The sequence below is a fragment of the Pseudoalteromonas sp. THAF3 genome, from assembly GCF_009363775.1.
GTDB lineage: Bacteria > Pseudomonadota > Gammaproteobacteria > Enterobacterales > Alteromonadaceae > Pseudoalteromonas > Pseudoalteromonas ruthenica.
This window is the reverse complement of record NZ_CP045419.1, coordinates 300679-312465: the sequence shown is the minus strand read 5'-3', so window position 1 is coordinate 312465 and position 11787 is coordinate 300679. Positions and strand designations below refer to the sequence as shown.

Sequence of the window (11787 nt, the reverse complement as noted above, 5' to 3'; positions counted from 1 at the left end):
ACATACACTAAGGGCGCGTCAAGCGATTTCGCCAGCGCGCCCTTACAAAGTTCAAGACTTATTTATTCTCGTCTTTCACTTCTTCAAACTCAGCGTCAACAACATCGTCGTCTTGCTTTGCTTGTGATTGCTGCTGTGCACCAGCATCAGCGCCACCTTGCTGTTGGGCTTTCGCTTGCGCGATTTCCATTAGCTTTTGTGACTTCTCAGCAAGCGCTTGGGTTTTCGCATCGATTTCTTCTTTGCTTTCACCCTTAATCGCAGTTTCAAGTTCCGTTAGCGCACTTTCGATAGCTGTTTTATCTTCTGCCGGTAAATCATCACCCGCTTCTTCGATTTGCTTACGCGTACCGTGTACTAAAGCATCTGCTTGGTTACGTGCAGTTACTAACTCTTCGAACTTTTTATCTTCCTCAGCGTTTGCCTCGGCATCACGTACCATTTTTTCTACTTCATCATCGCTTAGACCTGAAGAAGCTTGGATAGTGATTTTTTGCTCTTTACCTGTGTCTTTGTCTTTTGCTGACACATGTAAGATACCATCGGCATCAACATCGAAAGTGACTTCGATTTGCGGCTCGCCGCGACGCGCTGGACGAATGCCCTCAAGGTTGAACTGACCAAGCGACTTGTTGTCGGCAGAGCGCTTACGCTCACCTTGCAGTACATGAATGGTTACTGCATTTTGGTTATCTTCCGCTGTTGAGAAAGTTTGCGACTTCTTCGTTGGAATGGTCGTGTTTTTCTCGATCAATGCGGTCATCACTTGGCCCATGGTTTCGATACCAAGAGACAGTGGAATAACATCAAGCAGAAGTACGTCTTTCACGTCACCAGCAAGAACACCACCTTGCACTGCCGCACCCATAGCTACCGCTTCATCCGGGTTTACGTCTTTACGAGGTTCTTTGCCGAAGAACTCAGTAACCGTTTTCTGCACTAATGGCATACGTGTCTGACCACCCACTAGGATGATGTCATTCACATCACCTACCGATAAATCGGCATCCGCCAGTGCTTTTTTCAATGGCTCGATAGACTTAGTAACAAGGTCTTCAACTAATGACTCAAGCTTAGCGCGAGTCAGCTTCACGTTCATGTGCTTAGGACCGCTAGCATCAGCCGTAACATAAGGTAGGTTCACCTCAGTTTGCTGTGCACTTGAAAGCTCAATTTTAGCTTTCTCGGCGGCTTCTTTAACACGCTGCATCGCTAGCGGATCGTTATTAAGCTCAATACCTTGCTCTTTTTTGAACTCTTCTACCAAATAGTTGATAACGCGGTTATCAAAGTCCTCACCACCTAGGTGCGTGTCACCGTTGGTTGCCAGTACTTCGAAGGTGTGCTCGCCTTCTACTTCGTCGATTTCAATGATAGAGATATCAAAAGTACCACCACCGAGGTCATACACAGCAACCACGTTGTCGCCTTTTTTCTTATCCATACCATAAGCAAGCGCAGCGGCCGTTGGCTCGTTAATAATGCGCTTAACTTCTAGACCCGCGATACGACCTGCGTCTTTTGTTGCTTGACGCTGTGAATCGTTGAAATATGCAGGCACTGTGATTACAGCCCCTGTGACTTCTTCACCTAGGTAATCCTCGGCGGTCTTCTTCATTTTCTTCAAGACTTCGGCAGAAATCTGAGGAGCAGCACGCTTTTCGCCTTTTGCTTCGACCCAGGCGTCGCCATTGTCTGCTTTAACAATCTTAAACGGCATGATGCCGATATCGCGTTGTACTTCTTCGTCTTCAAAACGACGACCAATTAAACGCTTGATTGCAAAAAGTGTGTTAGTCGGGTTGGTTACCGCTTGGCGTTTCGCCGGCTGACCTACTAGCGTTTCACCGTCTTCAGTGAATGCGATAATAGAAGGAGTCGTGCGATCGCCCTCGGCGTTCTCAATTACGCGTGGCTTATCACCGTCAAGTACTGCTACACACGAGTTAGTAGTACCTAAGTCGATTCCAATAATCTTACCCATGAATCTTCTCCAACTTCAAAATTCTGTTAACGTGTTCGATGACTACTAGATAGGGGCCGCTTTTGTTAATTCAAGCGTCATAATTAAAAAAATTTCGTTTTTTTGTCATTTTTTTCAATTTTCCCCCTCGCCAAGGGAAAATTTACCGTTAAACTGGTCTGACAAGTTCAATTAAGGTGAGACAGATGACCTTTGATACCCTATTGGCCAGCGTGACTGGCGAGAACCAACAAACGCTCGAATTTCCTGCTTCTTGGACACAAGGGCGCACAGCCTTTGGCGGCTTGTCTTGCGCATTAGCCTTACAATCCATGCTAAAACACTGCGATAGCGACCGTATTTTACGATCGTTTAGTGCGCAATTTATTGGTCCCATTGCTCCAGACACCCCCTTTACCCTGACCTTCCACCATTTACGCGAAGGCAAAAGCTCTAACCAATACAGCGCAACCATTGAGCAGCATGGACAAGTGTGTTTATCTGTCCAGGGATTATTCGCCAAAGACCGCGCCTCCGAGGTTGAAGTGCCAGTAGCCGCTGTCACCGTCCCTAAAGCCGCCGATGCAGAAAACTGCTTACCCTATGTAGAGAATGTTATGCCGGCCTTTTTTCAACATGTGGACTTAAACCTAACCGAGGGCAATATGCCTTACAGCGGCGCCGAACGCACTGACTTAACAGGCTGGATGCGCTTTAAAGGACAACAGCAGCAATACGACTGGACCCATGTCATTGCCCTGATTGACAGCTGGCCACCATCGCAATTACAAGCATTTAAGCAACCGGCACCAGCAAGTAGCATGAGTTGGCATGTAGAATGTTTAACGCTACCTCAATTAGCAGCGTCACAATGGCTAGGCTTGCATGTGCACACCACCGCCGCACATAACGGCTACGCTTATGAAGACGCCACTGTTTACTCTGAGTCAGGGCAGGTGCTTGCTCGCTCTAAACAAACTGTGGCCTTATTTGCTTGATTGGCGCTGAGCATACGATGACGCGCTGGCAAGCAATGCCTTGTAGCGCGGTGTTTTTTTAAGCTCTGCAAGACCTTGGTTGAAGCGCTCGCGCAGCTGTGAATCAGTAAATACCACGTGTCGGGGAGAAGGAGGCCAAAGCGCATGGATGGTAACTGGCTTTGTCTGTCGCCCTTGGTTCATTGCAAAGGTGTGCAAGTAATACTGAAAAATGCGCTTCTCCAGCACAATCACATCCACCCACCCCTTCATGAGGTGGTCTATTTGCGCATACTGATTGACTACCTCATCATAACTCAAGGCGTTAGTGATGGCCTTGGCATAGTCAGGCCCGAGGTAGTTTTTGGCATTTTGAAACGCAAGAATGCTTTTACCATGTAAGTCACTGAACAGCTCAATGCTGAAGTTATGCTCAGCTAAGCTAATAGCTACATTCTCAAAATACAATAAGGGCTCGCTGTAATAGCCCTCGAGCCCTGACTCTTTCGGAATATTAATCGCGCCGCTAATTTTACCTTGGCGTAACTGCGCCTCGGCACGGCGATTACTTAAAAAGTGTAATGTTAATGGCCCAAGCTGCGCTTTTTCCAAAGCATGTTTGATAATATCAATCTCAATCCCGTGATGTCCGTCTTTAAATACATAAGGTGGGATGTAGGCACTGGCGGAGAGCTCCACAGCGTTATCGTCGAGGTTATTGGCAGCATTTGCTGTGCACATAAACAACATACACAGCATTACCTTACTGATAGCTAGCCAACTCTTCGTTGCCAGACCCCTTGTCATAACCCGTCCTTAGTCACTAGGAATTACATAAAATAAGCGCTATGCTCTAACATTAGCAGTTAACTGGATAAAGTTTGAGAAAACATGCAACTGGCCTGCCCGCAATGTGATCTAGTGGTCGATGTGCCGCGACTCCGAGCCAAACAAGTTGCCCAGTGCCCTCACTGTCACTCGAGCTTAAATGCAAGCAACGTCAATAACGACCCTAAAGTTGTAGCCCTCACCCTGAGTGCCATTATTTTATTATTGAGCTCAGTGTTTTACCCTTTTATTTCGTTCTCCAGTCGAGGCATCACGCAAACCATGACCTTGCCTGATGCCGGACGCATGCTTTTTAACTACGACAACACCCTGTTAGGGATATTTATTGATATCAGTATCATTATCTTACCCTTAGTGATGCTGTTGTTACTGCTGCCTTTACACTTGGGTTTTTTGCGCACCTTGCCAAAGCATTGGGGACGTAAGCTGCTGAAATTGACCTTGGCATTGGATACCTGGGTGATGTCGGAGATTTTCCTCGTCGGCGTATTGGTCAGTATGGTTAAAATAATGTCTATGGCAGACATTGCCTTTGGCATTAGCTTTTGGGCCTATGGCGGGTTTGTGCTGACATATATAGGTGCCCTATCTTACGTCAACCGTCCTCGACTGTGGCGACAGATTGCCCCTCATAAAGAGGTCGCCGTTCCACAAGGAGTGAGGGCTATTGATGTCAATCTACGCGCCTGTCATGTTTGCCAGCAACTTACCTACGACAAATTATGCCCACGCTGTCATAGCACTACGCATTATCGCAATATGCAAAGTGTACAAAAAGCCGCTGCCTGGCTGGTGACGTCGGTACTGTTGTACATTCCTGCCAATGTACTGCCTATCATGTATACCACCAGCTTGGGAGACAGAGAGCCATCAACGCTAATTGGCGGCGTAATACTGTTGTGGCAAAGTGGTTCATACCCCATCGCTTCGATTATCTTCCTGGCCAGTGTGGTGGTGCCATTTGCTAAAGCATTGGTGCTTGCGACCTTGTGCGTGATGGTTTACCGCCAAGCCAGTCGCCGCTCTATGGTGTACACTCGGCTATATCAGGTTACTGAATTTATTGGCAAATGGTCGATGATTGATGTATTTGTTGTTGCTATCTTGGTAGCCTTAGTACAGCTAGGCAACCTGATGTTGGTCGAACCCGGGTTGGGCGCGTTATGTTTCGCAGCGATGGTTATTTGCCAAATGATGGCGGCCCATGCTTTTGATCCACGTTTGATTTGGGATCCCCCTGAAAAAGTGAAGAGAGTCGTGAATGAGTAATACTGCGCGCATTAAAACGGCGCCTAAATTATCCCCTATTTGGCTGATCCCTATCATCGCCTTGTTTGTTGGTGCTTGGATGTTACTGCAACACCAACTCTCACAAGGGCAAACTATTTACATCAAAATGCCCCATGCTGAGGGCATCGTCGCGGGTAAAACAGAAATCAAAGTTCGCAGTGTAAAAATAGGCACTATCGATGCAATTCGATTGGCGTCAAGCCGCGATCATGTTATCGCCCGAGCTCAAGTCGATAACCACTACGATAACTTACTCACTGAAGATGCAAAAATATGGGTGGTCAAACCGCGCGTGGATGAAAGTGGAGTCACCGGCTTTAGTACTTTATTTTCGGGTGTTTATTTAGAATTCGCCCCCGGCGAGAGCAAACAACTCACCGAGCGCTTTGAATTGCAAGAGGAGCCTGCGTTGATTGCCAATGACGTAAAAGGCGGGCGTTACAAGTTAATCAGCCGAGATGCTGAAGTGCTTGAGGTAGGCACAGGGGTTTACTTCAAAGGGTATAAAATCGGCCAAATCGAAACGGCCAATTTTGATTGGCAACAACAAGTGATGCGTTACGGTTTATTTATTAATGCGCCGTACGAAAACCTGGTGACGTTGAACACGGTCTTTTGGGTTAATTCAGGACTCGAATTTGACCTATCCGCTGATGGCATCAACGTCAAAACAGGATCGATCGCGAAAATGCTAAAGGGAGGTATTTCGCTGGCCACCCCAGAAGGCGATCCTCCGGGAGCAGTCGCCAAGCAAGACCACACCTTTAGCCTAAGTGACAGCTATAAAGCTGCGTTAGAACAGCGATTTTATGATTACCAACACTACCTCATTGAGTTTGAGCAGTCTATTCGCGGCCTAAGAGAAGGTGCGCCGGTCGAATACAGGGGTATGCGCATAGGCACTGTCGAGCAAGTCCCGGCTGAGGTTATGATTGATGGTCGCCCTGCTCACTTTAGCAATACCAGCAATGCCGTTCCGGTACTTATACGTATCGAGTATGGCCGTCTGTACCGCGATTCAACACAAGCGAGGGAGTTTTGGCAATCCCATGTCGATGAGCTCCTGCAACAAGGACTTAAAGCTTCTTTGAAGCCTGGTAACCTGCTTACTGGCGCCGTTTACGTTGATTTTGATATCTATCCTGATAGTGAATTGGTCGGCTTAACACAGCGCGGCGACTACACTGTTTTCCCCAGTACCTCCAGCGGCATCACGGTGCTGGCCAACCAAGTTAATGATGTACTCAATAAGGTTAAAGGCCTTCGTATAGAAGAAAGTTTGGCTCAGTTTGAAAGCACCATGGCCCGTTATGAAACGCTTGCTGTGGATATGCGCCAGTTCATGAGCGACCCGAGTATGAAAGCGCTGCCCAAAGAGTTTACCCAAGATATGGCTGATATTAGCCAAAGTATGCGCCAATTTGAGCAAAGCATGGAGCAATTTGAGGTGACCATGGCAAGCTTCCAAAATGGCTCGAAAATGTACCAGCAAATGCAGTCTTCACTTGAGCAAATGCAGCGCCTAATGGATGAGCTGCAGCCCCTATCGAAAGGGCTAAAAGAGCAACCTAATATGCTGATCTTTGATAAAGAGCTGCCTGCTGATCCGCTGCCAAGGAGTGATAACTAATGGTTCGACTTATTTTACTACTGACGCTGGCATTGCTGATACAAGGCTGCGCAGGAGACTCGCGAACTAGCAATATCCGCTACTACCAGTTAGATAGCGCGCTGTTTAATAACAACCTGCTACGCACCGATGAGCAGACCCAACACCTATTGCGTTTAAGCCCTATCAGTTTACGCGGTAACCTTAATAACCGTGCCATGGTAGTACGACGCTCACCGCAAGAAATATACAGCGCTAATTACCATTTTTGGGCCGATAGCCCAGCACTCATGCTCGAAAGTAGCGCCCAGTTGCAGCTAATGGCCACATTAGAGCAAGTGCTGGTCGTCAAAGGGGCTGATGTCTACGCCGAGCAGCTGCAGTCATCGTTTTATCAGCTCGATATCGACATCGACCATTTTAACGGCGGCCTCGATAACAATGCAGAAATAGCAGGCTTGTGGCGTTTATCTCGAGTTGATGAGAAAGGTAAGTTACACGTACTCAGTATGGCGCGCTTTAGCCAAAGCGAGCCGCTGGCACAAGATGGCTACGCTGCTTTGGCATCCGCCCTGAGTAAAGCATGGCAAACCAGCTTGACGGAGATTGCTAACGCCCTTCCTCAGCACTTTAATCAAGGCTAAATCAAACACATAAAAAAGGCTCCCATGGGAGCCTTTTCTGCACATTATTATCCAGTAAACTACTGCTGCCAGCTGATTTGCTTTTGGAAGTCAGCCACCGATTCCACCTTGGTTTGCTCAGGTAAATCAGCGAAGTCCTTGTCGGCAAATTTACTGCCACGAAGCTGCACGTTGAGCCTTGCGGCTTCTGGGTTCATCATCGTTTGCTGGTAGAATGCTTGGATGTCTGCAAGCGTCAGTTGCTCGACCGCCGCAATCAGTTGGCTACGGCTGTTGAAATCAAACTGTTCGCGATACCAATCGGTAATAAGACGTCCAAGTTCATCTTTTAGATTTTTTGGCTGCTCTTTGAGCGCCACGAGAGTGGCATTTTTAAGTTGCGCAAACGTCGCCTCATCCATCTCATTAAGCTCTTGTTGGTATTGTTGCTTGAAGCTATCAAAACGGGCCTGCATTGCCTTCGGACCTTTGACCGGGGTTTGAATAAACAACCCTATGGCGGCATAGTCCTCAAGTGGACGGGCGATAGCACCAACGGCGTAAGCCAGCTGCTCTTCAGTGCGCAGTTTATCAAAGGCCACCGTACGGAAGTGCCCTTGTAATACCGCAGCGGCTGCTTTTTGCGCATAACCTGGGGTCGGGTGATAAACCATGTCAATAATAGCGACATCAGCCACCTCTATGTCTTTATGAACAACATAGGTTTCGCCCTGCTTAGGTTGCCAAGACTGAGAACGCGTATACTGGCTATCTTCTTTTTGCGTTGGCAGCGCCTGAGTAATATTTTTGGCAATAACGTCAATACTGCTTTGATCATAGTTACCAAAAGCAAATACCCGCACTGTGTTATGCGTCAACACTTGGTTCATCAATTGCTCTAAGTCCGCGACCGTAAGTGATTGCGCTTTGGCAATCAGCGCCTCGGTGTCGTAACTGCCAGAGCGAACTAGGTTGGAGTACTCATCAAACGCTTGGTAAAAAGGAAATTGCTGCTGCGCATTGTTTAGTGCTCGTACATAGCGGTCTACGGCTTGATTAAATGCTTGTTCATCGACTTCAACCTGCAAGTTGCTTAGCGCTTCACGTAATAATTCTGGCTGTTTATCGGTGAACCCGCCAACAGTGAGAGTAAACCCGTTACCAGGGTCCATGCCTACCGACATGCCAGCAATAGAGGCCTCGGTTGCCAACGCGGTTTGCGACAAATTGTATAAATCGGCCCACAAATTCATTAACACCTTCGCAGTCATATCGTTTTGTGGCGCTGGTGAATTAATATACACCTCGACCAACCCCTTAGGCTGCTCAGCAAAATGTTGGCTCGGCTGCTGCCAAATCTTGATACCGTTTTTATCGTAGCTCACAACCGGTTTAGTTTGCGCCGCGTAGCCACGAGTTTTGATATCAAAATGCTGTGGCAGCAGACGATTAACGCTGGGTAGAGACAAAGCAAACTCGCTCGCTTGCTGCCAACTTGCTTGCTCTTCGCTACTGATATCTTCAATGCGGTATTCGCCGTCGTAGAAGTGCAGCTGGCTATCGGTTTGCTCTTGCTGGGAAATATACCAAACTCGCAAGGTCTCGCCGTTAAGCTGTGTCAGCACATCCTGCACTGCCTGCGGATTAAACTCACCATAATAGTAAGGCGCGTTAATTGCGTTGGTGAGCGGATAATCCTGCATGCTTTGCGTTAACGAAGAAACATAGCTAAATTCATCGCTTTTCTCTAAGAACTGAAACTGATTATTCAGCGACGTTCGAATTTCGTCGAAGTACTTCTCATCAACACCATTTTCCTTGATAAGCTCAATGTAACGCATAACCGTAGCAACGATTTGTTCGCGGTTTTGCATCCCTGCATCTGTCAGTTCAATATCCACTGACAACGCGCCATAATTGCCGTACATATTCGCTGATGCATTGGCACTCAATTGTGAGACCCAGCCCTTATCACGCAGTATTTGCGCTGGAGAGCCTGGCATTTCATTGCTAAGTAAGTAGGCCACAAAGCGGTTCGGCTTAAGGGCAAACTTATCCATGTTATTTTTAATCGTGAAATCAAGCTTCAGCTGTTTCACATCTTCATTGGGCTTGTAGTAAATACGTTTGCCACCAGCCTGATCAAAATCCAGTTCAGCCTTCACTTGTGGCTCTTCAATGTTTTTATTTTCGATATTGGCGAAATATTGCTTCGCTAGCTGGCGCATTTCATTGAGTGGGCGATTGGAGATCATCGCCACTTTCATTATATTCGCGGAGTAATACTGGTTATAGAAATCAACCGTTTCTTGGTGTAATGAGCTCCCTTCTTTATCGCCCAACGTCTCTAAATTACCAATCAGGAAGCGGTTTGCTGGGTGCTCACCCATCATTTTACGCGCGAGTTTAAACTGCCCGAAAAAGTCCATTTCTCGGCGCATCGACCACTCAGCATTGACCGCATTTTTCTCTTTATCAGTGTACTCAGGGTACAGCTTTGGCGATTTGAAAAAGTCACTAAAACGGTCAAGCCCCTCAGCGTAGGCATCGTTATTCACTTTGAACATATAGTTGGTGATATCGAGCCAGGTATAAGCGTTATGAGCACCGCCATTTTTGGTCATAAAGTCACTGTAGCCCTTGGTATCGGGGTAGCGTTCAGTGCCTAAAAACAGCATATGTTCGAGGTAATGCGCCATGCCTTGTTGCGACATCGGGTCATGCAAAAGCCCAACGCCCACGCTTAATGCCGCCGCAGATTTCTCAGCACTGGGGTCAGAAACCAGCACCACATCAATGCCATTGTCCAACGTCAGTGTCTCGTAGGCCCGCTTGTCGTTAGGGCTCACAACTAAGTTTTCCGGGATCAATTGCTGAGTCAGTTCGCTTTGTGAAGGCGTCGATGTACTTTTACAACCAGCCAGTACGGCAAGGCTCAGGGCACTCAGTGCTAATGTCTTTTTCATGTATTTGTCTCTTATAAGTGGACGTTTTCTTTTATGATCAAAAATCACTGATGAAAATGCAATGAAAAAGCTATCAAGTTTGTAACAATGTATGAAAACACTGACTACCTTTTCTAGCTCTCGAATAATAAGAGTAATTCAGGTATGGTCTGGGATGTTTATAAATAATAACGAATAATGGGAGATTAACGTGCACCAATGGCTTATTTTGGCAATGTTCGCGCAAGTTCTGTTAACCCTTGTGGTGATGGTAATAATGGGGCGACGCCGTTTTGCTGCCGCACGCAACAAACAAATTAAAATGCAACAATTTGCCACTATGGATCTCGACAACGCCCCAGAATCAGTGCAAGTGGCCGGGCGTAACTTTATTAACCAATTCGAAATCCCAGTTTTATTTTATGTTGCTGTGCTCACTGCATTAATTACACAAACCACCGGCTACGCTTTCACCGCCTTGGCTTGGGGTTTTGTACTACTGCGCCTTGCGCATACTGTGGTCCATATTAGTAGTAACCACCTAAAAACACGGTACTACCTCTTTTTGTTTGGTTGCATCACCGTGCTGGCGATGTGGATCATGTTGGTGTTGCGCATGCTCTAATACCCGCCCAAGAAACGGCGCGCTATCGATACCCTAGCACGCCGATTAGGCTTGTCTTACGCGCGGCGCCAGCGAATCAACAAGCTAAGAGGTAACAACCACCAAAATGCACCTGAGCTTGAATCATCCCCTGGCTCGACAGGTTCATCAATTAAGGTATTTTCAACCGGAGTCAAGTTTGCCGCCGAATTGGGGTCATCATCAATGACAATAACGTCATTAACAATAACTAGGTTGTTTGCCGTTAGCTCAGCGCCTTGCTGGCATTCGTCCGTACTGTAATCAACGACCGGCGTGCTAGAACAAGTAGGCAGCGCATTAATGGCTTTAACAACCTCCATCCCCTCACCGATGACCTGACCAAACACCGTAAATCCACCGTTTTGCAGATCTAAGTTACTACTGTTATCGGCGACATTGAAAAACCACTGACTTGACGCGCTGTTAGCGTTGCCACTGCGTTTAGCCATGGCGATGGTGCCAGCGACATTGGATAGCACAGGCTCATTATCTATCGTCCCTTGGGATTCAATGGCCACGGCCCCGCCATCGTAAATAAACCCGCCCCCCTGAACAATAAAATCCTGCTCGGAGCGATGCAGGTAACTAAACTGATAATCGCCACGCTCAACATAACCTAGAAAATTAGCCACTGTTTTTGGTGTATGCTGATCAAAGAGGTTAATTTGAATGCTGCCTTCGGAGGTTTGCATTTCAACGATAGTCGCGTGAACAGGTTGCGCAAGAGTAAGCCCCGCTGCGACCAGACCAAAGCCAATAAGTTTATTCATGGGATTTCCTATGTTGTTGTTTTGAGCCACTTTACATTGACTCAAGCCATGCTTCCATGAGGCACAGTGAATAACAACAAATTGATACCTAGGGGTAAAACCCAGTTACAAATTG

General features: G+C 47.1%; 9 protein-coding genes. 5 read left to right on the top strand and 4 right to left on the bottom strand.

The features are described 5' to 3' along the window. Nucleotides 1-58: 58 nt before the first annotated feature. On the bottom strand, nt 59-1984 hold the full coding sequence (gene dnaK / locus FIU82_RS16500; protein ID WP_022945191.1) for a molecular chaperone DnaK: 1926 nt from the start codon (nt 1982-1984) through the stop codon (nt 59-61). Nucleotides 1985-2169: 185 nt separating this feature from the next. Between dnaK and FIU82_RS16495 the strand changes: the two genes are divergently transcribed. After that, nucleotides 2170-2961 (top strand): acyl-CoA thioesterase II, encoded by a 792-nt coding sequence (locus tag FIU82_RS16495; protein ID WP_045979902.1) that lies wholly within the window; start codon nt 2170-2172, stop codon nt 2959-2961. On the opposite strand, the gene FIU82_RS16490 is transcribed toward FIU82_RS16495, so the two are convergent. Further along, nucleotides 2950-3747 (bottom strand): ABC transporter substrate-binding protein, encoded by a 798-nt coding sequence (locus tag FIU82_RS16490; RefSeq protein WP_152441649.1) that lies wholly within the window; start codon nt 3745-3747, stop codon nt 2950-2952. The two genes, FIU82_RS16495 and FIU82_RS16490, sit on opposite strands and share 12 nt — an antisense overlap. 84 nt (nt 3748-3831) lie before the next feature. On the opposite strand from FIU82_RS16490, the gene FIU82_RS16485 reads away from it, so the two are divergent. Genes FIU82_RS16485 through FIU82_RS16475 form a run of 3 tightly spaced genes read left to right on the top strand, consistent with a single transcriptional unit; the run spans nt 3832 to nt 7332 of the window. Then, complete coding sequence (locus tag FIU82_RS16485; protein WP_152441648.1) at nt 3832-5058, top strand: PqiA/YebS family transporter subunit; 1227 nt, start codon at nt 3832-3834, stop codon at nt 5056-5058. Beyond that, nucleotides 5051-6709 (top strand): intermembrane transport protein PqiB, encoded by a 1659-nt coding sequence (gene pqiB, locus FIU82_RS16480; protein WP_152441647.1) that lies wholly within the window; start codon nt 5051-5053, stop codon nt 6707-6709. Before FIU82_RS16485 ends, pqiB begins: the two co-directional genes overlap by 8 nt. Beyond that, on the top strand, nt 6709-7332 hold the full coding sequence (locus FIU82_RS16475; RefSeq protein WP_152441646.1) for a membrane integrity-associated transporter subunit PqiC: 624 nt from the start codon (nt 6709-6711) through the stop codon (nt 7330-7332). Before pqiB ends, FIU82_RS16475 begins: the two co-directional genes overlap by 1 nt. 59 nt (nt 7333-7391) lie before the next feature. Here the strand turns inward: FIU82_RS16475 and FIU82_RS16470 are convergent, their stop codons facing one another. Then, the gene (locus FIU82_RS16470; RefSeq protein ID WP_152441645.1) at nt 7392-10277 is read right to left on the bottom strand and encodes an insulinase family protein; all 2886 of its coding nucleotides are present in this window, start codon (nt 10275-10277) and stop codon (nt 7392-7394) included. 190 nt (nt 10278-10467) lie between these two features. Here FIU82_RS16470 and FIU82_RS16465 point away from each other — a divergent pair, with 190 nt between their 5' ends. Continuing rightward, the gene (locus FIU82_RS16465; protein WP_022945198.1) at nt 10468-10881 is read left to right on the top strand and encodes an MAPEG family protein; all 414 of its coding nucleotides are present in this window, start codon (nt 10468-10470) and stop codon (nt 10879-10881) included. A 56-nt stretch (nt 10882-10937) separates the two neighbouring features. Here FIU82_RS16465 and FIU82_RS16460 read toward each other — a convergent pair whose 3' ends face one another. Then, nucleotides 10938-11672 carry a peptidylprolyl isomerase gene (locus FIU82_RS16460; protein WP_152441644.1) on the bottom strand — a complete coding sequence of 245 codons (735 nt, stop codon included), beginning with the start codon at nt 11670-11672 and terminating at the stop codon, nt 10938-10940. Between the last annotated feature and the right edge of the window lie 115 nt (nt 11673-11787).

Bases quoted from the DNA above. Each gene is read 5' to 3' on its own strand.
- dnaK (WP_022945191.1), bottom strand. From the start codon at position 1,984: ATGGGTAAGATTATTGGAATCGACTTAGGTACTACTAACTCGTGTGTA.
- FIU82_RS16495 (WP_045979902.1), top strand. From the start codon at position 2,170: ATGACCTTTGATACCCTATTGGCCAGCGTGACTGGCGAGAACCAACAA.
- FIU82_RS16490 (WP_152441649.1), bottom strand. From the start codon at position 3,747: ATGACAAGGGGTCTGGCAACGAAGAGTTGGCTAGCTATCAGTAAGGTA.
- FIU82_RS16485 (WP_152441648.1), top strand. From the start codon at position 3,832: ATGCAACTGGCCTGCCCGCAATGTGATCTAGTGGTCGATGTGCCGCGA.
- pqiB (WP_152441647.1), top strand. From the start codon at position 5,051: ATGAGTAATACTGCGCGCATTAAAACGGCGCCTAAATTATCCCCTATT.
- FIU82_RS16475 (WP_152441646.1), top strand. From the start codon at position 6,709: ATGGTTCGACTTATTTTACTACTGACGCTGGCATTGCTGATACAAGGC.
- FIU82_RS16470 (WP_152441645.1), bottom strand. From the start codon at position 10,277: ATGAAAAAGACATTAGCACTGAGTGCCCTGAGCCTTGCCGTACTGGCT.
- FIU82_RS16460 (WP_152441644.1), bottom strand. From the start codon at position 11,672: ATGAATAAACTTATTGGCTTTGGTCTGGTCGCAGCGGGGCTTACTCTT.